Source organism: Mesorhizobium onobrychidis (genome assembly GCF_024707545.1).
Taxonomy (GTDB): domain Bacteria; phylum Pseudomonadota; class Alphaproteobacteria; order Rhizobiales; family Rhizobiaceae; genus Mesorhizobium; species Mesorhizobium onobrychidis.
In genome coordinates, this window is the sequence record NZ_CP062229.1 from 1887601 (window position 1) to 1909908 (window position 22308).

Annotated in this window: 16 protein-coding genes; 10 read left to right on the forward strand and 6 right to left on the reverse strand. The window is 59.3% G+C overall.

Going from position 1 to position 22308, the window contains the following annotated elements; all coding sequences use genetic code 11:
• Positions 1-17 precede the first annotated feature (17 nt).
• From IHQ72_RS09290 to IHQ72_RS09310, 5 genes are all read right to left on the reverse strand, one after another.
• Entirely contained in the window at positions 18-2393 is a 2376-nt protein-coding gene (locus tag IHQ72_RS09290) for a hypothetical protein (protein WP_258122151.1), read from the reverse strand.
• 82 nt (positions 2394-2475) lie between these two features.
• Complete coding sequence (locus IHQ72_RS09295; RefSeq protein WP_258122152.1) at positions 2476-3309, reverse strand: M23 family metallopeptidase; 834 nt, start codon at positions 3307-3309, stop codon at positions 2476-2478.
• Entirely contained in the window at positions 3306-3968 is a 663-nt protein-coding gene (locus IHQ72_RS09300) for a hypothetical protein (RefSeq protein WP_258122153.1), read from the reverse strand. The genes IHQ72_RS09295 and IHQ72_RS09300 overlap by 4 nt, the downstream gene beginning before the upstream one ends.
• 62 nt (positions 3969-4030) lie before the next feature.
• Positions 4031-6490: an adenylate/guanylate cyclase domain-containing protein gene (locus tag IHQ72_RS09305; protein WP_258122154.1), complete on the reverse strand. Its 2460-nt coding sequence runs from the start codon at positions 6488-6490 to the stop codon at positions 4031-4033.
• A gap of 535 nt (positions 6491-7025) precedes the next feature.
• Positions 7026-8075 carry a LacI family transcriptional regulator gene (locus IHQ72_RS09310; RefSeq protein WP_258122155.1) on the reverse strand — a complete coding sequence of 350 codons (1050 nt, stop codon included), beginning with the start codon at positions 8073-8075 and terminating at the stop codon, positions 7026-7028.
• A 410-nt stretch (positions 8076-8485) separates the two neighbouring features.
• Here IHQ72_RS09310 and IHQ72_RS09315 point away from each other — a divergent pair, with 410 nt between their 5' ends.
• The 8 genes from IHQ72_RS09315 (at position 8486) to IHQ72_RS09350 (ending at position 16646) form a co-directional block, all read left to right on the forward strand.
• Positions 8486-9724, forward strand: a complete 1239-nt coding sequence (locus tag IHQ72_RS09315; protein ID WP_258122156.1) for an ABC transporter substrate-binding protein — start codon at positions 8486-8488, stop codon at positions 9722-9724.
• A gap of 102 nt (positions 9725-9826) precedes the next feature.
• Positions 9827-10720, forward strand: a complete 894-nt coding sequence (locus IHQ72_RS09320; RefSeq protein WP_258122157.1) for a carbohydrate ABC transporter permease — start codon at positions 9827-9829, stop codon at positions 10718-10720.
• Complete coding sequence (locus IHQ72_RS09325; RefSeq protein ID WP_258122158.1) at positions 10713-11648, forward strand: carbohydrate ABC transporter permease; 936 nt, start codon at positions 10713-10715, stop codon at positions 11646-11648. Before IHQ72_RS09320 ends, IHQ72_RS09325 begins: the two co-directional genes overlap by 8 nt.
• A 2-nt stretch (positions 11649-11650) precedes the next feature.
• A complete protein-coding gene (locus IHQ72_RS09330) occupies positions 11651-12748 on the forward strand; it encodes an ABC transporter ATP-binding protein (RefSeq protein ID WP_258123786.1) in 1098 nt (365 codons plus the stop codon).
• A 54-nt stretch (positions 12749-12802) separates the two neighbouring features.
• Positions 12803-13603, forward strand: coding sequence for a sugar phosphate isomerase/epimerase family protein (locus IHQ72_RS09335; protein WP_258122159.1), 801 nt, complete (start codon positions 12803-12805; stop codon positions 13601-13603).
• A 12-nt stretch (positions 13604-13615) separates the two neighbouring features.
• Complete coding sequence (locus IHQ72_RS09340; RefSeq protein ID WP_258122160.1) at positions 13616-14779, forward strand: Gfo/Idh/MocA family protein; 1164 nt, start codon at positions 13616-13618, stop codon at positions 14777-14779.
• A 150-nt stretch (positions 14780-14929) separates the two neighbouring features.
• Complete coding sequence (mgrA, locus tag IHQ72_RS09345) at positions 14930-15976, forward strand: L-glyceraldehyde 3-phosphate reductase (RefSeq protein WP_258122161.1); 1047 nt, start codon at positions 14930-14932, stop codon at positions 15974-15976.
• A 265-nt stretch (positions 15977-16241) separates the two neighbouring features.
• Entirely contained in the window at positions 16242-16646 is a 405-nt protein-coding gene (locus IHQ72_RS09350) for a Fur family transcriptional regulator (RefSeq protein ID WP_023797411.1), read from the forward strand.
• Between the two features lie 156 nt (positions 16647-16802).
• Here the strand turns inward: IHQ72_RS09350 and polA are convergent, their stop codons facing one another.
• Positions 16803-19769: a DNA polymerase I gene (polA, locus tag IHQ72_RS09355; protein WP_258122163.1), complete on the reverse strand. Its 2967-nt coding sequence runs from the start codon at positions 19767-19769 to the stop codon at positions 16803-16805.
• Positions 19770-20174: 405 nt separating this feature from the next.
• On the opposite strand from polA, the gene IHQ72_RS09360 reads away from it, so the two are divergent.
• Positions 20175-21560, forward strand: coding sequence for a M20/M25/M40 family metallo-hydrolase (locus tag IHQ72_RS09360; protein ID WP_258122164.1), 1386 nt, complete (start codon positions 20175-20177; stop codon positions 21558-21560).
• 93 nt (positions 21561-21653) lie between these two features.
• Positions 21654-22274, forward strand: coding sequence for a ribonuclease D (locus IHQ72_RS09365; protein ID WP_258122165.1), 621 nt, complete (start codon positions 21654-21656; stop codon positions 22272-22274).
• The last annotated feature ends 34 nt before the right edge of the window (positions 22275-22308 follow it).

Sequence of the window (22308 nt, forward strand, 5' to 3'; positions counted from 1 at the left end):
GATGCAGACGGCAAGGTTCATTTCTCCTCAGGCGTCGGATGACGGTCAGAGCGAAACTGGAACACGAAATAGGGTGGGATGCAGATGCCGCGCTGATCATTCCGAGCAACCCAATTGTTGTCCGGCCGCTTCTGGCCGTAGTCGTGGGGATCGTAGGGTCGGTCGAGGACTTCACGAAAATATGGGAAGAAAGTTAATTTAAACCAACGTTTTATAAAGTCATAGTGGGTATACTTCATGGGGCGAGTGCAGATGTAGTCGTCACGACACGGATTAGCGATGTCGCACGCACGAATTCCGCTGTAGGACGTGAAATAGTCGAAGCACAGCTTGACATCGTAAGACTGATCTTCGGCAATCCGTGCTAGGCAGGCGTTGAAGCCGCTAGATGCAGTTAGGCCGCATGTGGCTTCTTGCGGCAGACCAATGCACTCGGACAAGCTCAACGCACCGCTAGGAAATCCACCTGTGCGGTGATCACGCCGAATATCGTAACATTTCGGATCTGGCGGCGTACTCTCACAGGGTTCCGCTTCCGCGGGAGCTTGCCCCTCATAATATTCTTGATGGTGACCATAGTAGCTATTTTCGGGCGGCGGGTTGGCCGGCAGGGCTGAGGCCGGAATCCGGGTGTCGCCATCCTTCACTGGTTCAGGCATCGTACGCTGGTACACGTCGAGTCCGAATGCCGCCGTAGTGATATCTCCACGCTGCAGGGCATCACCAATCTCCTGCCTGCCATCTGGCACACAGGTGCCCACACCCGGATCATTCTCTGACCAGAATACCTGTTCGCATTTGAGACCAGGTTTGCATCCCCAATCTCGAGCACTTTTGCTTCGAGCTTCCGGCATTAGGCACGTCCCGCCCCATCCACCGATGAAGGCGGTTGACTTGAATTCCTGGCTGAACCTTGCCTCGGGGCGCGCGCTGTAACCTGTTGCCAGTTCGTCAGCCGGAATACGGCCGTCCTTGCTCTGAGCAATACGTCGGACAATTTCAAGGCGTCGGGGTTGGTCGCCGTAGAAATGGGGTGACCCCGCCAGCAGGACCGCGTTTGAGCGGGGCGTGTCGAGCCGGTCGGCGCCCGGAAAATGGAACCCGGCGATGGCCCTGGTCTGGTGACAACCCGTACAGGTGCTATCGTTAAGGCGGGATCGGAAATCTTCGACATTGCGAATGTACGAGAGCGGGATTCCGGCCGACTTGGCTCGATCGATCGCGTTGGAAATTTCCGCGTCTGAGATAACCTGCTGATCGTCTCGTATCGAATTCCAATATGGCTGGTTGGCGGAACGATGCGACCCGCCAGGTGAAATGGAAACAGCTCGCCGCGATAGGATTCCCAGCGAGCTCGGAACATTCAACAGCCCCTTGTCGACTTCGGAGACGGTATAGGGCTGCTGCAAATAGGCGATGAGTTGGGCTCGGTTCGACCGTTTGGTCCGGCAAATCGCTTCGGAATCTGAGGGCGCGCAAAGCAATGAGTTGCGATCTACCTGATTTGGCAACTCTGTTGGCTCAAACCGGGAGGAGGCAGCGTTCCAGCGAAATACGCGAATTACATACGCCGCTTCGCTGCCGAAATCCTCGGCATAAAATGCAGGCTTTCGATAAACCTGCATGTTCAACTCAAGACGTGCAATCCTGCCACCTACGAGTGTGGACAATGCACCAGATGCCGGGTCCACAAGATCCTTTGCTATCTCTTCGGGCGTTCGGTTCGGTGAGTGTGCGATGGCCGCAAGCCAGCGTTTGGCCGCCATCTGGCAAGTCACGTTGCCTGCCGAGGCAGGAAACACGATGTTCATGGTAATCGGCAGGCGCGACTCAGCGCGCCCCTTACGGATTGAATAGGAAAATCGATAGATAGCGCTTATCTCTCCGCAGATACTCTCTGTATGGTCCCGGAGGAATTGCCGATCCATCCGGTTGATCACTCCAACAAGCTCAATCCGCGACCCCGGATCAGTAAGCACGTCCTTGCTGATTTGAAACCCCGTGGCGCCTGCTTCGATGCCCAGCTCCTGAAGGTCAGACTCGATTGTTGAAACGATTAAGGCCGCTTCAGGAGCATGAAATGGATTGCTCCCTGGACGGTCCTTGGTCTGCAATGACTTGAACTGCCCGCGAATGAGAGTTTCAAAATTCAGAGGGCCATCGCAGGAAGAATCGACCTCCGACGGACTGGGACAATCGAGTTCGGAGACAACGCGAGGATCCGCAACAAAGGGGCCAACGAGTTCGCTCGAAACGTATCCTGTCGCTTGGTTTGTTTCCGCGGCAACCTTCCCATCCATACACGTCAGCCAAAGCGAAAGTGCCAATACAACAGGTAAGGCAGGCACACGCATTTTGGATTTCCATCCCTTGCGTAGTATCTGGTCAGACACGGGAACCCCCCCACTGTGTGATGAAGCAAATTAGTGTCGGGACAAGGCCTAGGTATGCAACTCAAAGACCATCCCGTCCGGGTTATTGCACAAGCTGACATGTGGCGTTTAGTGTACGCTCCTTGGAACGGATAAATGCCATATAGGGCGGAAGAAAAACCTCTTCGCCGTTCATAGGGAACCTGATCTCCCAGTGAAGATGAAATGTCGTCCAATATCCTTCACTTTTATTGTAATCATCATACATATAACCAAGAATCTTTCCCTTGTTGACGGAGTCGCCAAGTTTTACCTGTATTGTTTTCATGTTGATATGCATGTAACGGTAAAGGCGACCCATCGATACTAAGTCGACTGAAAACGTTCCAATAGTGGTAATAACTCCGTCTTGCACGGCCTGCACCGCCACAAGATCAGCAATTTTGGGATCTTCGCCGTTATTCAAAATCCTCTCCTGAGCAATCCTCATGAGAAGGCAGTCGTCTCGAGTTCCGGCCTTGATGTCGAGCCCCGCATGCGTGGGACCGGGTTTGCAACCTATGGCCCACCTGTCTTTTCCAATACGCAACTCGCAATAGTTGTCCCTATCAGGACCAGAAAAATTGGACGCATCACATTCATCGCCCGGCGTATTATAGCCGCCTGGATTGTATACCTGGGACTGAGCGATACCTCTTGCTCCAGGGATCGGATTGAGTCCGTGCGGCTCGCCCCAGTCGAGCTCATTTAGCTTGGTCCCGTCTCCCAACCTCTCGTCAGACGGCTTTCCCGTGTCAGGGATCAGATTGCCGGGTGCGTAATACCAGCAAGCATGCTTCGTCGCCGAGGCAACGTCCGTTGAAAGAGGAATTGTCGCCGTTGTTAACAGCACCAGTGAAAGCGCTGCGGCCAACGGCAATTCGTTCCTGCTCGTCATCTGACTGGTCCGATCGCCACCAGACTCTTGACGAGGGATAGGAGTGTACTTTCGTCTACACATGATTCCTGCGCGTCCCACATTGCCTCTCTACAGATTGTCTCACACGCGTAGGATGCCCCGTACCTCATAAACGTCGCTATGTGCCCACCGAGACTGTTTCCGTGTATCTTGGGCTCGGTCTCCTTTCCCAGTGCCTCGACGGTATAGCCTTCCGTCAGCAATGTCTTGCTGTATCCGCGGCAAACGAAATCAAACTCCTTGCCTTTGAAAACAGCCGCAAAACCGCTGTCAGTAGGGATGTACTCGAATTGGGCTCCCAGGCTCCCCACTTCTTCTCCATCCTGTAATGAATTTGCGTATCTCGAAAACAAATCCGCTGGCACCAAAACCGGCACTTGCGACTTGTCAATTTCCTTAAGTACAGGTGCAAGCAGCAACTCAGCTGGGCCGCCGTCGAATAGCGTGCTGCGCCTCTGTTGAAGGTCCGCGTCCGTCGCAAAATCCGGCCAATCGATCTTGAGATCGTGGAGCGTTTGGTAGTCGGCACGAGGGTGATAAAAGTCGCTCGCAATAATGAGTAGCAGAAGCGCCAATATCGACGCTCGCAGCGAGATCCTCGATGATCTTACCCATCTTTTTTCTACGATGTTCTTCATTGCAGGACTGCCCAGTACACAATGAGACATTGCATGCGCTCGCATAGATCACCTCATTGACGTCAATCTATACCTCTAACCAACCTGTTATCTGTCCCAATCTTGTACCGGGCCAGGGGAATGAAGACTTCCTGTCTGTTGTGAAGAAAGGTGGTATTTACGATCTTTCGCTGCCTGGGAGGAGTACGCCTAAGGTGTTCGGCAACCAGGCGACCATTTACATATCCCAGACAGGAATTGTTTACGGCTTCTTGTATAGCATCCAAAACGATGCTCGTCGCGTCATACGCGTAGGCGGCCACAACATCATAATCAAGGTTGGGAGGCTTCTTACTGTCGTTGTCATACTCGACCTTGAAATCTGCCATCTGCGTGGCATATCCTTCTTCTGATACAACGTCGGAAACGACATGCACTTTATCAGCATAGGGAAAGCCGGCTTCGGCGATTTTCTTGTTGTAGGTCCCAGTCAGATAGATGTCGTTCGTGACCCCTCTTTTGTGCAGGTTCGCAATTATGTAGACGATGTCGTCCGTGTATCCGAAGATCGCGATCGGTCTGCCAGCATCGTTGAATACGCGCTGGACCGCCTCTTCCATCGAACGTTTGTCACCCCTCGTGTATCTGATGGTCGTCGTCTCAAGCGCCGTTTCGGGCATATGCCTGATGGCCACCGAAGCTTGTTGCATGCCGTAGCTCTCAGGCTCGTCCGCTGAGGAACCCAAAGCCTTCCATTCGTGAATGATATACGGGCTCAGGTCTCGCTTATTGCCGACCATCCAATCTACCAGCGCCTCGACCCTTGCAGCATCGGACATTGAAACGCGGAAGAAATAGTCGGCCACCCCTTCTTGCGTAAGGTATGCGGCCGATGCGTTCGCCGTAATGACGGGCGTCTTATGCACGTTGCCCCACTTTTTCGCATAGTATGCCAATTCCGAAGTCATTGGTCCCACAACTGCAACGACGTTGGAGGCGCGGAATTCGTTCAGGGCCTCTTCAACAGCTTCCCGTGTCCCCTTGTAGTCCCTCAGGAGAACGTTCGGTTCGAATGTATACCGCTCGCTGCTTTTAGCATGATCAACAGAACGTTGGATCGCCCATTTTGATAGCGCGCCTGAGTCCTTCTCGAACCACGCCAATGCCCCGATATCCACGTCGTTCGGTGGCGTGGCGACCACTCTCAGGCAGCGGCAAATGATATTGTTACTGTTGAAACTGAAGTCGTTCGCCAGGAATTGTGCTATTCCCCCGGCAAGCAATAGCGTAATTCCCACAAAAGTCCCGAGCGCGACCTTAAGCGGTGCGCCGAGCCACCAGAAATATGCGGGAAAATCGATCTTTCGGTCGCTATCTGGAGGTTGAACGATTTCTGAATCGTAAAAGAATGGCGCCCAGAATGTCTTGACGAATTTCTTGGTCAGGAGCTGGTTGTATTGGACGGGGTGAAAACGGTCTTTTACCCTCGGCGAATGAAATCCGAATACGCCTGTAGCTCCGAAGCGCCAATTGAACGACCGAACGGCGAGCGGCCAGGCATCACGCGTCGCACATTCGTTCAAGACCAATCCCTTGATTTGAGAACTCACTTGATCCCAGTTGAACTTGGGATGCACGACTGATCTGGAAAGCAGCAGATTATCGATCGCGAGGTGAGGGTTCTCTTGCAATATCTTCGTGACGGCAGATGTCGCGTAGCCGTGTGCGAGAATTGACAGCTTGTACGCACTTTCCGGATGAGTTGCGCGAACCGCCGATATTACCTGACGGATTTCCCCGAGCTGCTTGCTTGGTGATAGTCCCGGAATTAGGAATTTCAGTCTACCGATGAAGTTGATGCTGGTCGATTGAATGTCGGCAGTTCCCTCGCCGCGTAACTCCTCTGGTATCCACGTCTGCCACTCGGCCTGCGATCGAGAACCGTGAAAGATTAGAATTATATCATGCAGCGCTTTCCGTCGCTGTGCGCCAAGAGACTCAACCGGGGTGATGAAAGCGCGCGCTTTATCGTTCAACAATATCGAATAAGTGTGCATAGGTCGCGCGATATTCTTGAGTTCAAGCCGTCCCATATCCTCGACGTCAAGGGCCAATTTGTCCGATACTTGATCATAGGCCGATTGTGAAAGACAAATACCGCCGGGCGTTGCCACACTCTCCATCCGCGCAGCCAGATTCACGCCGTCGCCGTATATGTCGTCAGGCTCGATCATTACATCGCCGATATTGATTCCGATGCGAAACTGAATTTGATCCTGTTCTTGTTTGCTCTCGTTCAGTTGCCGCATGTGCATTTGTATTTCGACGGCAAATATCACGGCGTCAACCACGGAGGGAAATTCCATCAGTTGACCGTCGCCAATAAATTTTATGATGCGGCCGCGATACTGAGACGTCTTGGGAGCTATCAGTTCCGAGAAAATTTCCTTCAACAACTTGTGAGTGCCGACCTCATCGGTCCCCATGAGCTTGGAATAGCCAACAACATCGGAAAAGAGCACAGCTGCTAGTCGACGTTCCATAGTTGCTTCTCTCAGACCATGATGACGACGCTCTTGGTCATGGAACAATAGCACACTAAGAACGTGGACTCATAAAGCGCGCGCGGATTTTGGATGGCAGCGAGTTTTGTCCTCGAGAATCGCAGCAGCGACGTGATGCATCACTGGGCGCGTTTGTCCGACGTGGCGTCACTGGGCGCCGTGGTCCGGCGTGATGGCGAGCTGAGCGGTAGCCGGCCGCTATCGATCACCGCATGATTTTTCTAGCAGGACCGTCCTCGGCTGCGGCAGCACTTCGATCTGAGTGGCTTTCCTAGAGGCCGGTGGCGTTTGGTGGCGCACGCTGGTTCTGCTGCCGATGACCGCTTTGAGGTCGACAGCCGAACGACGGCTTACTGAGTTTTCCGGCCAGAACCGGACAGGCGGCAAACGGCCCCAAGGCTGCCAGTCAGCAGCGCGCATTTTGCAGCCAAGTGGAATCACTTGGCTTCGCAGAAATGCGGCTAAGATAAATAGATGGAGCGGGATGCCCAGTTCAATTTGAACGTATCCCGCTCTAGTCGGGACGGCGATAGGCCAGAACCTCGGTCGGCTCGCTCAGGCTCTGCAAGGAGCCAGGTGCTGCGCCGCCGATCCAGCCCAGCACTGAGCGGGCGAGTTCCGCGCCGGCCAGCCGGAAGTTCTCGTTGACGACCAGCAATTCCCTGCGGAACAGATGCAGCAGGTCCGACGACTGCTTGGATACCACGTCGACATCCCGGCCGAGCTTGAGGCCGGCGTCCTCGATGCCGGCGACGATCGCGAGTGTCGCGGCAGCGGCGCTGCTGACGAAACCGTCCGGCCTGACGTCCCGGCGCATCAGTTGCGCGGTCCTCATTCTGATTTGCTCGATCGAATGGTCGATCGAAACGGTGTTGAACGGGATTTCACTGGCGCCGACCTCGCTCAGCGCATCGGTGAAGCCGTTCAGCGTATGACTGTGGTAGGTCAGTTCGACTGGCGGTGCCAGCAGAGCCAGCCTGCGGCGGCCGATGCCGGCCAGGTGGCGCACAGCCTCGGTCGCGAACGCGTAGTTGTCGAAATCATGGTAGGGGTGGATCAGCCCCATATCGGTGCGGCCATGCGTGGCAAAGGGGATACCACGCTCCAGCATGTAACGGGCCCTGGGGTCATTCGGCTGGGTGCGCGAAATGATGACGCCGTCGGCGGAGCCGGTTTCCACCAGATAGCGTATCGGGTCCAGGGGGTCCTGCGAACGTGAGTAGGGCGTCACGATCAAATGATAGGGCGTATCAGCGATGACTTCCGAGACGCCGTAGATGATGTCCGAGACAAAGCTCATGATCTCGCGCTCGGTGTTGAGCACGAGGCTGATGACGTTGGTCTTGCCGGTCCGCAGGCGCACACCGGCACGGTTGGGGCGGTAACCGATCTGCTTGGCGACGAGCTGGACGCGCCGTCTTGTTTCGGCGCCGATCTCGGGCGCGTCCTTCAGCGCCCGCGACACGGTGGTGACGCCTAGCCCGGTCATGAAGGCAAGCGTCTTCAGCGTCGGCCGGCCCAGTCCCGACGCCTCGTCGTCCTTTTCCGTCTGATCTCTGTCCATTCATCCCGCCCGTCAGGCGCATAGCAGTTGCCGTGCAGGCCGGCAATCGGCGGATCGCGGCTCGCCCGCCTGATGAAACACCCTATATACTGAAACGTTACAGATTGTCACTTGCCATCGCATAGCGGTTGGTGACAGGTATCCTGCACGAGCGACGCTCCATTCGACGCAAAGTCGTTGGGACGTCGGCAAGGGATTGCCTGCGGAGCAGGATTTTGCCGGATTTCGTTAATTGCAACCGTCATTTTTTGCGGTGCAACCTACCTTGCTGCGTGCAATGGAAGGCAATTGCACGGGCAGATTTGTTCGCAGCTCGAAAAAATGTTGAACCGCTGCTATTCGGGGTTGCGCGCCTCCCGCAATTGCCTTATCGAAAATCTGTAACGTTTCAGATTCTGGGAGGAGCCGAAATGCGATACCAATTCATGACCGCTGCGTTGGCGGTGACAACCGCGCTGTCATTCGCCGGCCCGGCGGCAGCGACGGATCTGGAAGTCACCCATTGGTGGACTTCGGGCGGCGAGGCGGCGGCGGTCGCCGAATTCGCCAAGGCGTTCGACGCGACAGGTAATCATTGGGTCGACGGCGCTATCGCCGGCTCCGGCGGCACGGCGCGGCCGATCATGATCAGCCGCATCACTGGCGGCGACCCCATGGGCGCCACCCAGTTCAACCACGGCCGGCAAGCGGAAGAATTGGTGCAGGCCGGTCTGATGCGCGATTTGACCGATCTCGCCACCAGGGACAAGTGGGCGGAAATCGTACAGCCGAAGAGCCTGCTCGACGGCTGTACCCTCGACGGCAAGATCTATTGCGTGCCGGTCAACATTCACTCCTGGCAGTGGCTGTGGCTGTCGAACGCGGCCTTCGAAAAGGCCGGTGTGCCGGTGCCGAAGAATTGGAATGAATATGTCGCAGCCGCCCCTGCGCTGGAGAAGGCAGGCATCATACCGCTCGCGGTCGGCGGGCAGCCCTGGCAATCCTCGGGCGCCTTCGACGTACTGCTTACGGCGGTCGGCGGCACGGACGCTTTCTTGAAGGTCTATCGCGACAAGGACGCGGAATTCGCCGCCGGACCCGAGGTCGCCAAGGTGTTCAAGGCCGCGGACGATGCCCGCAAGATGGCGAAGAACACCAATGTGCAGGACTGGAACCAGGCCACCAATCTCGTCATCTCCGGCAAGGCCGGCGGCCAGATCATGGGCGACTGGGCGCAGGGCGAGTTCCAGGTTGCCGGGCAGACCGCCGGCAAGGACTATACGTGCCTTCCCGGCCTTGGCCTGAACGAGGTCATCGCCACCGGCGGCGATGCCTTCTACTTCCCGCTGCTGCAGGACGCTGAAAAGTCCAAGGCGCAGGAAGCGCTGGCCGAAACGCTGCTCGATCCCAAGACGCAGGTCGCCTTCAACCTCAAGAAGGGCTCGCTGCCGGTGCGCGGCGATATCGACCTCAAGGCGGCGAACGACTGCATGAAGAAAGGGCTCGACATCCTGGCCAAGGGCAGCGTCATGCCCTGGACGGACCAGTTGCTGTCGCAGGACACCCAAAAGCAGAAAGAGGACCTTTTCTCCGAGTTCTTCGCCAAGCCGGACATGACCGTGGAAGAGGCGCAAAAGCGCTTCGCCGACATCGTCGCCTCAGCGGACTGACGATCGACGAACCGCTCGCTCCCGGCCCGCGACCGCGGGGCCGGGAGCTCCGGGTCAAGTCTTGACCCTCCCGCCCTTACCCGATCCAGCCCGGCTGTGCAGATGAGCAAGAGCGAACGCCCCAACCAACTCTTCCGCAACCTTAACGCCAAGGTCGCCTCTATTCCGATGGTCCTCACCGCACTGGTGATCTTCGTCGGCGGCAGCGCGTGGACGGTGCTCTATTCCTTCACCAATTCGAAGCTCCTGCCGCGGCTGAACTTCGTCGGGCTCGATCAGTACTATCGGCTGTGGTCGACGCCGCGTTGGCTGGTCTCGATTGAGAACCTCCTGGTCTACGGCGTGCTGTCGCTGGTGTTCTCTCTGGTCATCGGCTTCATGCTGGCGGCGTTGCTCGACCAGAAGATCCGCTTCGAAGACACGTTCCGCACTATCTTCCTCTACCCCTTCGCGCTTTCCTTCATCGTCACCGGTCTTGTCTGGCAATGGCTGCTCAACCCGGAGTTCGGAATCCAGGGGGTGGTGCGCGGCCTGGGCTGGGAAAGCTTCAATTTCGATCCGCTCTACAATTCCAACATCGTCATCTACGGCATATTGATCGCCGCGCTCTGGCAAGGCACCGGGCTCATCATGTGCCTGATGCTGGCGGGCCTGCGCGGCATCGACGAGGATATCTGGAAGGCCGCGCGGGTGGATGGGATACCCACCCTAAAGACCTATCTCTTCATCATCATCCCGATGATGCGGCCGGTCTTCATCACCGCGCTGGTCATCATCGCTGCCGGTATCGTCAAGGTCTATGACCTGGTTGTCGCCCAGACCAGCGGCGGTCCCGGCATCGCCTCGGAAGTGCCGGCCAAATATGTCTATGACTACATGTTCTTCGCCCAGAACCTCGGCCAGGGCTTCGCCGCCTCGACCATGATGCTGCTGTCGGTGGTGGTCGTCATCGTGCCGTGGGCCTATCTCGAATTCGGAGGCAAGAAGCGTGTCTGACCATGCCGTTTCCCTGCCTGCCGGTACGGACTCTATCAGGATTGAGGCATCCGGGCCGAGCGGGCCAAAGCCGCGGCATGTGTTCTCGCGCCGCAACATCTTCCTCTATGGCACGCTCATCGTGGTAGCGCTGTATTATCTGCTGCCGCTCTATGTGATGGTGGTGACGTCGCTCAAGGGCATGCCGGAGATACGCCTCGGCAACATCTTTTCACCGCCGCTGGAGATCACCTTTGAGCCTTGGGTGAAGGCCTGGTCCAGCGCCTGCACCGGCCTCAACTGCGACGGGCTCTCGCGCGGCTTCTGGAATTCGGTGCGCATCACCGTTCCGTCGGTCATCCTGTCGATCGCGATCGCTTCGGTGAACGGCTACGCGCTTGCCAACTGGCGCTTCAAGGGCGCCGACACTTTCTTCGTCATCCTGATCGTCGGCGCCTTCATCCCCTATCAGGTGATGATCTATCCGATCGTCATCATACTGCGCGAAATCGGCCTCTACGGCAGCCTGAGCGGTCTGGTGATCGTCCATTCCATCTTCGGCATGCCGATCCTGACTCTGTTGTTCCGCAACTATTTTTCTTCCATGCCGGATGAACTATTCCGGGCGGCGCGCGTCGACGGCGCCGGCTTCTGGGGCATCTATTTCCGTATCATGCTGCCGATGTCGCTGCCGATCTTCGTCGTCGCCATCATCCTGCAGGTGACCGGCATCTGGAACGACTTCCTGTTCGGCGTCGTCTACACCCGCCCCGACACCTATCCGATGACGGTGCAGCTCAACAACATCGTCAACTCGGTGCAAGGCGTGAAGGAATACAACGTCAACATGGCTGCCACCATCCTGACCGGCCTCGTACCGCTCGTCGTCTACTTCGTTTCCGGCAAGCTTTTCGTGCGTGGCATCGCCGCCGGCGCGGTGAAAGGATGATGATGACAAGAATCGAAAATCCCAGTGTCTCAATCCAGGACCTATCGCTGAATTTCGGCGCAGTGTCGGTGCTGGAGACGCTCAGCATCGATGTCGCCGAGGGCGAGTTCATCGTGCTGCTCGGGCCGTCCGGCTGCGGCAAGTCGACCTTGCTCAACTGCATCGCCGGCCTGCTCGACGTTTCGGACGGCCGCATCTTCATCAAGGGCAAGAACGTCACCTGGGAGGAACCCAAGGACCGTGGCATCGGCATGGTGTTCCAGTCCTATGCACTCTATCCGCAGATGACTGTCGAGAAGAACCTGTCCTTCGGGCTGCGCGTTGCCGGCATCCCCAGGGACGAGATCGCCAAGCGCATCGCGCGGGCTGCAGAAATCCTGCAGATCGAGCCACTGCTGCAACGCAAGCCGTCGGCGCTTTCGGGCGGCCAGCGCCAGCGTGTCGCAATCGGGCGGGCGCTGGTGCGCGACGTCGACGTCTTCCTGTTCGATGAGCCGCTTTCCAATCTCGACGCCAAGCTGCGCGCGGAGCTGCGTGTCGAAATCAAACTGCTGCACAGCAAGCTGCAGAACACGATGATCTATGTCACCCACGACCAGATCGAGGCGATGACGCTGGCCGACCGCATCGCGGTGATGAAGGGCGGCGTCATCCAGCAGCTCGACGCACCGCAGACCATCTACAACCGCCCGGTCAACCGTTTCGTCGCCGGCTTCCTCGGCTCGCCGGCGATGAATTTCCTCGACGGCCGGCTGGAGAAAAATGATGGCAACTGGCACTTCGTCGCCGAGGATGTGCGGATCCCGCTCGCCACTTACGCTTTCGAAAAGGAGCCCGTGCCGGGAGCGGCCGTGTTCGGTATCCGGCCCGAGCATGTCGCGTTCAACAGCGGCGCTGGATGGCCATTCACAGCCGCGGCAAATGTCGTGGTCGTCGAACCCATGGGGTCCGACACGCTGGTCTGGCTGAAGCTCGGAAATCAGAACTTCACCGTGCGGGTGACATCTGAGCGCACGCCAAACAACGCCGACACAGTGAGCATCGGTTTTGACCCGATGCGCGCTTCGCTGTTCGACGCCGCCACCGGCACCCGCCTGTAATTCCAAAGAACTTCACCTCAAGCACATCCATCCCCCATAGAACGGACAGAGACGATGAACTGGTCATTCCAACTTTACAGCGCCCGCAATTTCCAACCTTGGGAAGGGGTGCTCAAGATGCTGGGCGAGCTCGGCTACGCGCAAGTCGAAGGGTTCGGCGGCGTCTATGACGACCCCAAGGCATTTCGTGCCGAACTCGACAAGAACGGGCTCGCCATGCCGACCGGCCATTTCTCGATCGACGCGCTCGAGAACGATTTCGACTGCGTGCGCAAAATCGCCGACACGCTCGGCATCACTCTGCTCATCTGCCCCTATCTGGTCGCCGAGAGCAGGCCGACCGACGTGGCCGGCTGGCGCGGCTTCGGCGCACGCCTGGCCAAGGTCGGCGAGACGGCTGAGAAAGCCGGCTACGGCTTTGCCTGGCACAATCATGACTTCGAGTTCAAGAAGCTTGCCGACGGCTCGGTGCCGCAAGACCATATCTTGGCGGCAGCGCCCAACATCGGCTGGGAGATGGACGTCGCCTGGGTGGTGCGCGGCGGTGACGATCCGCTGCCCTGGATCGAGAAGTATGGCAAACGCATCGCCGCCGTCCATGTCAAGGACATCGCCAGGCCAGGCGAGGGCCTCGACGAGGACGGCTGGTCGGATGTCGGCCACGGCACGATCGACTGGGCCGGCCTCGACGAGGACGGCTGGTCGGATGTCGGCCACGGCACGATCGACTGGGCCGGCCTGATCAAGGCGCTGCGCGCCAAGAGCGCCGCCAAGTACTTCGTCATGGAACAGGACAACCCCAACGATATCGAGCGCTTCGCCCGCCGCTCGATCGCAGCCGCCAAGACCTATTAGGAGCAAACCAGCATGGCAAAAAAACTTGGGGTCGGCGTCATCGGCTGCGGCAACATCTCGAAGGCGTATTTCTCGTTTGCGCCGCTGTTTCGCGGCATCGAGATGCGCGCCTGTGCGGATATCAACATGGATGCAGCCAAGGCGCGGGCGAAGGAGTTCAAGCTGCGCGCCGAGACAGTCGAAGGGCTGCTCAAGGCTGACGATATCGACATCATCGTCAACCTCACCGTTCCGGCGGTGCACTATGAGGTGTCGAAACAGATCCTCGATGCCGGCAAGCACGTCTATTCGGAAAAGCCATTCGTGCTATCGGTCAAGGAAGGGCTCGACCTGAAGAAACTGGCGGAGAGAGAGGGACTGCGCATCGGCTCAGCGCCCGATACTTTCCTCGGTGGCGCGCACCAGCTTGTCCGCAACCTGATCGACAGTGGCAAGCTCGGCAAGATCACCAGCGGCACATGCCACGTGATGAACCATGGGATGGAGCATTGGCACCCCAATCCGGACTTCTTCTTCCAGCCTGGCGCTGGGCCCGTGCTCGATATCGGACCCTACTACATCACCAACTTGATCCAATTGATCGGGCCGGTGAAGCAGGTGGCGGCCGTCGCTTCTATCCCGAAGACAGAACGCACCATCAGTTCGAAGCCGCGCGCCGGCGAAAAAGTCCTGGTCGCCACGCCGACGACGATCCACGGCGTGATGGAGTTCGAGAATGGCGCCGTGGTGACGCTCAATACCAGCTGGGACGTGTGGAGCCATGGCCATGCGCCGATGGAACTCTACGGCGAGTTGGGCACGGTGTTTTTGCCGGATCCGAATTTCTTCGGCGGCGACGTTCGCATCACCGATGCCGCCAAGCCGGTCAAGAAGCTGCCGAAGTGGAAGCATCCGTTCGGCGTGGCCAACCAGATGCATTCGCACGGCATGATGGCCAACTACCGCACCGCCGGTCTCGCCGACATGGCGCTGGCTATCGCGGAAGGCCGGCCGCATCGGTGCTCGATGGAACTTGCGCTGCATGCCGTGGATGTGATGACCGGCATGTTGCGGTCGGGCGCGAGCGGAAAGTTCGTTGCCATGCAGACCACCTGCGAACGGCCTGCGGCCCTGGGCGTCAAGGATGCGGAAGGGCTGTTGGCGAAGAAGAAACAGCTCTTGGCAAAGAAGAAGTAGCATAAGCGCTTCAGTGATTGCGACACGTGCTGTTTTCCGTCGACCCCTCTCCCCATGAAAATGGGGAGAGGCTAAGGGTGAGGGCAGGGCCGATTCACCCTTTTTTCGCGGTGGCAACTGCCGGGCTCACTTTTGCTTTGAGGATCTCCCATGCCCTATGTGCCCGCCGAAAACCGCTACGAGAAAATGGTCTACAATCGCTGCGGGCGATCCGGCCTGAAATTGCCGGCGATCTCGCTCGGGCTCTGGCACAATTTCGGTGACGACACGCCGCACCGGACCAAGCAGGCGATCGCGCGCAAGGCCTTCGATCTCGGCATCACGCATTTCGACCTCGCCAACAATTACGGCCCGCCGCCCGGTTCGGCGGAGACGGCTTTTGGCGAAATCCTGCGGACAGATTTCTCCTCCTATCGCGACGAGCTGATCATCTCGACCAAGGCCGGCTATGAAATGTGGGCCGGGCCCTATGGCGAGTGGGGCGGGCGTAAATATGTGCTGGCCAGTCTCGACCAGAGCCTGAAGCGGATGGGGCTCGACCATGTCGACATCTTCTATTCGCACCGCTTCGACCCTGATACTCCGCTGGAAGAAACGATGGGTGCGCTCGATCACGCGGTGCGCTCGGGCAAGGCGCTTTATGCCGGCATCTCCTCCTACAATTCGCAGCGCACGCGCGAGGCCGCCGACATTTTGAAGCAGCTCGGCACGCCATGCATCATCCATCAGCCGAGCTATTCGATGCTCAACCGCTGGGTCGAGGACGATGGTTTGCTCGACACGCTGGAGGGGCTCGGCGTTGGCTCGATCGTGTTCACACCGCTGGCGCAAGGTATGCTGACCGACAAATATCTCGGCGGCATCCCTGAGGGCAGCCGCGCCAGCCAAGGCAAGTCGCTGAGGCCGGCCTTTATCAACGACAAGACCATCGCCAACATCAAGGCGCTGAACGCGATTGCCGGACGCCGCGGGCAGACGCTGGCGCAGATGGCGCTGGCCTGGGTGCTGCGCAAGGGCCGGGTGACCTCGGCGCTGATCGGCGCCAGCCGGCCGGAACAGGTCGAGGATTGCGTTGGCGCGCTGAAGGCGCTCGACTTCAGCGATGCCGAGCTCGCCGAAATCGACACGTACGCGCGCGAAGCCGACATCAATCTGTGGGCCGCCTCCGCCGAGCGCAAGGGTCCGCCACGGAAGTGATCCACTACGGAAGTGATCCGCCACGGAAGTGATTGGCAACGCATTAGCCGAACAGGTACGGCGGGAACTGCTCCCGCCGTTTTTTTACTCGGCCCGCCAATATCTGCTTCGAAATTTGAGCCTGCCCGGAGTTGGCCGGCTTCTGGGCCATGCCGGCACAGAAACAGTAGCAAAAAGGCCCGTTCGTCGCTATCTGGATAGAACTGAAGCCGCTTGCATGCGGAAATCACGTGCAACCGGCGCAAAACGGGTTGGAAACAGGATCATGGCGGCAAGGGATGTGCTGACGAAAAACCAGCTGTGCGTGCTTGAGAAACTCGAGGCCGCCAGCGGGCCGCTCAGCGCCTATACATTGCTCGACCAGCTTCGCGATCGGGGTTTTCGAGCACCGCTGCAAGTCTATCGCGCGCTCGACACGCTGGTGAAGTCCGGCTTCGTGCACAGGCTCGAAAGCCTCAATTCCTTTGTCGCCTGCGCCGAGCCGCACGACCACAGTCATTCGATGACCGCCTTTGCCATCTGCGACACATGCGGGCAGGTGACCGAATTTTCCGACCATGATGTCGGACACCGGCTCGACGAGTGGGTGCGCTCGACCGGTTTTGCCGCCAAGAAGGCGGTGATCGAGTTCCGCGGTACGTGTGCGAAATGCCTGGCAGAGGCGGCTTAAGGTGTATTGATATTCAGGTGATGCCGGCCTGCAAATGGTGACTTCCTGCGCTTCCGGTGCTCACGTACCCAAAAGTACGCTCCGCGCCGGTTCTCGGAAGCCACCATTTTCGACTCGGCCTGACCTGAATCTCAACAACACCTTGGTTTGGGCGCATCAATGAGCCTCTTCCCAATTGTCGGCGGCGCGGGCGTCGACGTGCAGCGGCACCGACATCGACACCGCCGGCATCGCGGCGTTCTCCATCACATGGCGCACGACGGGGATCGTCGCCTCGACCTCTGCTTCGGCCGTCTCGAAGACCAACTCGTCGTGCACTTGCAGCAGCATACGGGCCGAAAGCTTCGCCTTTTCCAGCGCATCGTCCATGCGTATCATGGCGCGGCGGATGATGTCGGCCGCGGTGCCCTGCAGCCGGGCGTTGATCGAGGCGCGCTCGTTGAAGGCACGGACTGAAGGATTGGACGACCGAATCTCCGGATAGTGGATGCGGCGGCCGAAGATGGTTTCGACGAAGCCGTGCTCGCGGGCATAGGCCTTGGTCGCGTCGATATAGTCGCGGATGCCCGGGAAGCGTTCGAAATATTTCTTGATATAGGCGCCGGCCTCTTCGCGCGGGATCGACAGCTGGTTGGCTAGGCCAAAGGCGGAAATGCCGTAGATGATGCCAAAATTGATCGCCTTGGCGCGGCGGCGTATCTCCGCGGGCATGCCCTCGACCGGCACGTTGAACATCTCCGACGCGGTGATGGCGTGGATGTCGGCGCCGTCGGCAAACGCCTGCTTGAGCTGCGGGATCTCGGCGACATGGGCGAGCACGCGTAGCTCGATCTGGCTGTAGTCGGCGGAAACCAGCTTGTTGCCCTTGTCGGCGATGAAGGCCGTCCTGATCTTCCGCCCCTCGATGGTGCGTACCGGAATGTTCTGCAGATTGGGATCGGAGGACGACAGCCGTCCCGTCGTCGTCGCGGCAAGGGCGTAGGAGGTGTGGACGCGCTTCGTATCGGGATGGACGAAACCGGGCAGCGCATCGGTATAGGTCGATTTCAATTTGGTCAGCTGGCGCCAGTCGACGATCTTGCGCGGCAGTTCGTGGCCTTCTGCGGCGAGGTCTTCCAGGAGCTGCGCCGAGGTCGACCATTGGCCGGTCTTGGTCTTGGAGCCGCCGGGCAGGCCCATCCTGCCGAACAAGATGTCGCCGAGCTGTTTTGGCGAGCCGATATTGATGCGCTCGCCGACGAGCTGGTAGATTTCATCTTCCAGCCGCGCGGCGCCCTGTGCCAGTTCGCCGGAGAGCCGTGACAGGATCTGCCGGTCGACGGAGATGCCGCGCTGCTCCATCCTTGCCAGAACCGGCACCAGCGGCCGTTCCAGCCGCTCGTAGACCGAGACCAGGCCCTTGGCGGCAAGCCGTGGCTTCAGCACCCGCCAGAGCCTGAGCGTCACATCTGCGTGCTCGGCGCCATAGGCTGTTGCCTTGACGATATCGACCTGGTCGAAGCCGACCAAGCTTCTTCCCGAGCCGGCCAGCTCCTTAAGGGCAATGGTCGAGTGGCCGAGCCACTTTTCCGATAGAGCCGCCATGCTGTGGCCGCCGGACGTGCCTGCGTCGAGCACGTAGGAAATCAGCATGGTGTCGTCGAAGGGGGCGACATCGATGCCGTGGCGGCTCATGACGACGAGGTCGTATTTCAGCTCCTGAACGATCTTGAGAACCGACTTGTCCTCCAGCAACGGCTTCAGAATGCCAAGCGCCTCACGGATCGGGATCTGGTTTTCGACCACTCCGCCGCCGAGCAGGTCGCCGTTGCCGCTTTTGTGGGCGAGAGGCACATAGGCGGCGCGACCGGGCGCGGTGGCTATGGACAGGCCGATCAGCTCGGCCTGCATCGGATCGGCTGACGTGGTCTCGGTGTCGAAGGCGACGATGCCGGTCTCCATCGCCTCGGCCACCCATGCGTTCAGCACTGCTGTGTCGCGGATGGAGACGTAGGCGCTGGTGTCGATCTTGCTGGCGGTGGCGTCCTCGAAGCGAAGCGCCGAGAGAAGCGAAGGGGTGTCGCCTTCCTTGGGTTCCACCTTGACGGTGGCCGGCACTGCTTCTCCGGCTTCGTCTGTCACTGTGCCTGCCGCTCTTTCGGCGGCTGCCGGCCCTCCAAACCCGACATCGGGACCATGCGCGGTGTCGGCGCGCTCGATAATGACGGGAACGGCCTTGACATCAGCCGCTTCCGTTCCGGTCGCTTCCGCCACGCGGCGGGTCAGCGAGGAGAATTCCATCGTCTTGAGAAAGCCGATCAGCTTTGGTCCGTCGGGCGGATGCAATACGAAATCGTCGAGTCCGCTGATCCCCGGCACGTCGTTCTTCAGCGTCACCAGTTCACGCGAAATGCGCGCCTTGTCGGTGTTGGCAATGATCGATTCGCGCCGTTTGTCCTGCTTGATCTCGGCGGCGCGGGCGAGCAGTGTATCGAGATCGCCGAACTGTTCCAGCAATTGCGCCGCGGTCTTCGGCCCGATGCCGGGCACGCCCGGCACATTGTCGACCGAATCGCCGGTCAGCGCCTGCAGGTCGATCATTTTTTCCGGCGGCACGCCCCATTTCTCGATCACCTCGGGAACGCCGATCTGGCGGTCCTTCATCGGGTCGTACATGGCGACCGAAGGGCCGACCAGTTGCATCAGATCCTTGTCGGAGGAAATGATGGTGGTGTCGCCGCCGGATTCGCAGGCAAGCCGGCAATAGGTGGCGATCAGGTCGTCGGCCTCGTAGCCTTCTGTCTCGAGGCAGGGCAGGTTGAAGGCCCTGGTCGCCTGGCGGATCAGGCCGAACTGCGGGATCAGATCTTCCGGCGGTGCCGAGCGGTTGGCCTTGTATTCGGGGTAGAGGTCGTTGCGGAAGGTTTTCGACGAATAGTCGAAGATGACGGCGAAATGCGTCGGCACGATGCCGACATCGGTGTTGCGGGCGTCCTGCGTCAGCTTCCACACCATGTTGCAGAAGCCGAGCACGGCACTGGTCGGCAGCCCGTCGGATTTGCGGGTCAGCGGCGGTAGAGCGTGATAGGCACGGAAGATGTAGCCGGAGCCGTCGACAAGGAAGAGATGATCGCCTTTTTTCATGGGACGAAGGGATAGCGCGGCGCGGCGTCGTGGTCCATGCCAAAGGCGGCCTCAACCACCGGTTCCGGCAACATCCCTGACAAGTCGATCCGATCACGGGTATGTTACGAAAGTGTAATCTTCGTGCCCTTGAATCGCCACGTTCGGAGACACAGATAAACGCCATCGGCATTTTTCGCCGAGGTCCGGAGCAAGGCCCGTCCCCCGCCTATCCCGGACACTTGCGGCAGCCTATCCCCCCTCTCCGGGCTGCCGCATCGTTTCGAGTAAAGGCCGCCGTGGTTCCCCCTCCACCACGGCGGCATTTTTTTTGCCCTTTGAAGCCCGTGGTCCAACGACCGTCGGCTTTTCGTTTCTGCCTCGCAGCTTTAGGGTTGCCGCTCAGAATCGAAAGGCCTGATAAAAATGTCCAGAATTTCTCCCGTCCTCGACCGGCTCGACAACAACCTCGACGAGAGCCTGGAGCGCCTGTTCGGCCTGCTCAGGATCAAGTCGATCTCGACCGATCCGACCTATGCCGCAGACTGCCGCAAGGCGGCGGAATGGCTGGTGGCGGAGCTCAGACTGATCGGCTTCGACGCCAGCGTGCGTGACACGCCAGGCCATCCGATGGTGGTGGCGCACCATGACGGGCCGGCGGGCGCACCGCATGTCCTGTTCTATGGCCATTACGACGTGCAGCCGGTCGACCCGATCGAGCTTTGGGAAAGCGATCCGTTCGCACCTTCGGTGAAGGAGATCGAGCCCGGCCATCAGGTGATCACGGGACGTGGTTCGGCCGACGACAAGGGGCAGCTGATGACCTTCGTCGAGGCTTGCCGCGCCTGGAAGCAGGTGCATGGCGGGCTGCCGTGCCGCATCACAATCCTGTTCGAAGGCGAGGAGGAGTCCGGCTCGCCATCGCTGAAGCCGTTCCTCGAGGCAAATGCGGCCGAGCTCAAGGCCGACTTTGCGCTTGTCTGCGACACCGGCATGTGGGACCGCGATACGCCGTCCATCTGCGTCGCGCTGCGCGGGCTGGTCGGCGAGGAGATCACGGTGAAGGCCGCCGACCGCGACTTGCATTCCGGTCTCTATGGCGGTGCTGCCGCCAATCCAATCCGCATCCTGGCCAGGATACTGGCCGACATCCACGACCAGAACGGCCATGTCACCATTCCGGGGTTCTATGACGGCGTCGAGGAGACGCCTTCGCAGATCCTGAAGTCATGGGAGGCGCTCGGCGAGACCGCCGAGACGTTCCTTGGGCCTGTCGGCCTGTCGATCCCATCCGGCGAAAAGGGCCGCTCGGTGCTCGAACTCACATGGGCGCGGCCGACGGCCGAGTTCAACGGCATTACCGGCGGCTATACCGGCAAGGGGTTCAAGACGGTGATCGCGGCGGAAGCCTCGGCAAAAGTGTCCTTCCGCCTCGTCCACAAGCAGAATCCCCAGAAGATCCGAGCCGCTTTCCAGGCCTTCGTCAGGGAGCGCATCCCGGCCGACTGCTCAGTCGATTTCCACCCACATGGCGGCTCGCCGGCGATCCAGCTTTCCTACGACTCGCCGTTTCTCGCCAAGGCCAAGGACGCGCTGTCCGACGAATGGCCGAAGCCGGCGGTGACGACGGGAAGCGGCGGCTCGATCCCGGTGGTCGGCGATTTCCAGACCTATCTCGGCATCGAATCCTTGCTGGTCGGTTTCGGGCTCGACGATGACCGCATCCATTCGCCGAACGAGAAATACGAGATGAGTTCCTTCCACAAGGGACAACGCTCCTGGGCGCGCATTCTCGATGCGCTGACACGCTGACAGGGCAAGAATCCAACTTTCTGTTGATTTTTCATCGGATCGCGGCAAGGACGGGCTAGAGCGACGTGCGTCCAGTCGCGACCGGAGAAGACGATGAGCGATATCCGCTTCCATAAGAACGACCTACCGGGGCTCTTGCACTACGACGTCGGGGCGGTTGCCATCGACACGGAGACGCTGGGACTCAATCCGCATCGCGACCGGCTCTGCGTGGTGCAGATCTCGCCGGGCGACGGTTCCGCCGACGTCATCCAGATCGCGCCCGGCCAGAAGAAGGCGCCGAACCTCGTCAGCCTGCTCAAGAACCCCAGCATAACCAAGCTGTTCCATTTCGGCCGTTTCGATCTCGCCGTGCTCTACAACGCCTTCGGCGTCATGCCGGAGCCGGTGTTCTGCACTAAGATCGCCTCGCGGCTTACGCGAACCTATACCGACCGGCACGGGCTGAAGGACATCTGCTTTGAGCTTCTCGGCGTCAGCCTGTCGAAGGCGCAGCAATCGTCGGACTGGGCGGCGGAAACGCTGTCGCCCGAACAACTCGAATACGCCGCCTCCGACGTGCTCTATCTTCACCAGCTGCGCGATGTGCTGACAGCGCGGCTGGTGCGCGACAACCGGAGCAAGGAGGCCGAGGCCTGCTTCCGCTTCCTGCCGACGCGTGCGAAACTCGACCTGATGGGCTGGGATGAGGCAGACATCTTCGCCCACAGCTAAGGTGAACCAGGTGTTCGCCGCGACGTTCTGTCGG

Bases quoted from the DNA above. Each gene is read 5' to 3' on its own strand.
- polA (WP_258122163.1), bottom strand. From the start codon at position 19,769: ATGAAAAAAGGCGATCATCTCTTCCTTGTCGACGGCTCCGGCTACATC.
- IHQ72_RS09330 (WP_258123786.1), top strand. From the start codon at position 11,651: ATGACAAGAATCGAAAATCCCAGTGTCTCAATCCAGGACCTATCGCTG.
- IHQ72_RS09335 (WP_258122159.1), top strand. From the start codon at position 12,803: ATGAACTGGTCATTCCAACTTTACAGCGCCCGCAATTTCCAACCTTGG.
- IHQ72_RS09310 (WP_258122155.1), bottom strand. From the start codon at position 8,075: ATGGACAGAGATCAGACGGAAAAGGACGACGAGGCGTCGGGACTGGGC.
- IHQ72_RS09350 (WP_023797411.1), top strand. From the start codon at position 16,242: ATGGCGGCAAGGGATGTGCTGACGAAAAACCAGCTGTGCGTGCTTGAG.
- IHQ72_RS09295 (WP_258122152.1), bottom strand. From the start codon at position 3,309: ATGACGAGCAGGAACGAATTGCCGTTGGCCGCAGCGCTTTCACTGGTG.
- mgrA (WP_258122161.1), top strand. From the start codon at position 14,930: ATGCCCTATGTGCCCGCCGAAAACCGCTACGAGAAAATGGTCTACAAT.
- IHQ72_RS09320 (WP_258122157.1), top strand. From the start codon at position 9,827: ATGAGCAAGAGCGAACGCCCCAACCAACTCTTCCGCAACCTTAACGCC.
- IHQ72_RS09300 (WP_258122153.1), bottom strand. From the start codon at position 3,968: ATGAAGAACATCGTAGAAAAAAGATGGGTAAGATCATCGAGGATCTCG.
- IHQ72_RS09365 (WP_258122165.1), top strand. From the start codon at position 21,654: ATGAGCGATATCCGCTTCCATAAGAACGACCTACCGGGGCTCTTGCAC.
- IHQ72_RS09360 (WP_258122164.1), top strand. From the start codon at position 20,175: ATGTCCAGAATTTCTCCCGTCCTCGACCGGCTCGACAACAACCTCGAC.
- IHQ72_RS09315 (WP_258122156.1), top strand. From the start codon at position 8,486: ATGCGATACCAATTCATGACCGCTGCGTTGGCGGTGACAACCGCGCTG.
- IHQ72_RS09305 (WP_258122154.1), bottom strand. From the start codon at position 6,490: ATGGAACGTCGACTAGCAGCTGTGCTCTTTTCCGATGTTGTTGGCTAT.
- IHQ72_RS09340 (WP_258122160.1), top strand. From the start codon at position 13,616: ATGGCAAAAAAACTTGGGGTCGGCGTCATCGGCTGCGGCAACATCTCG.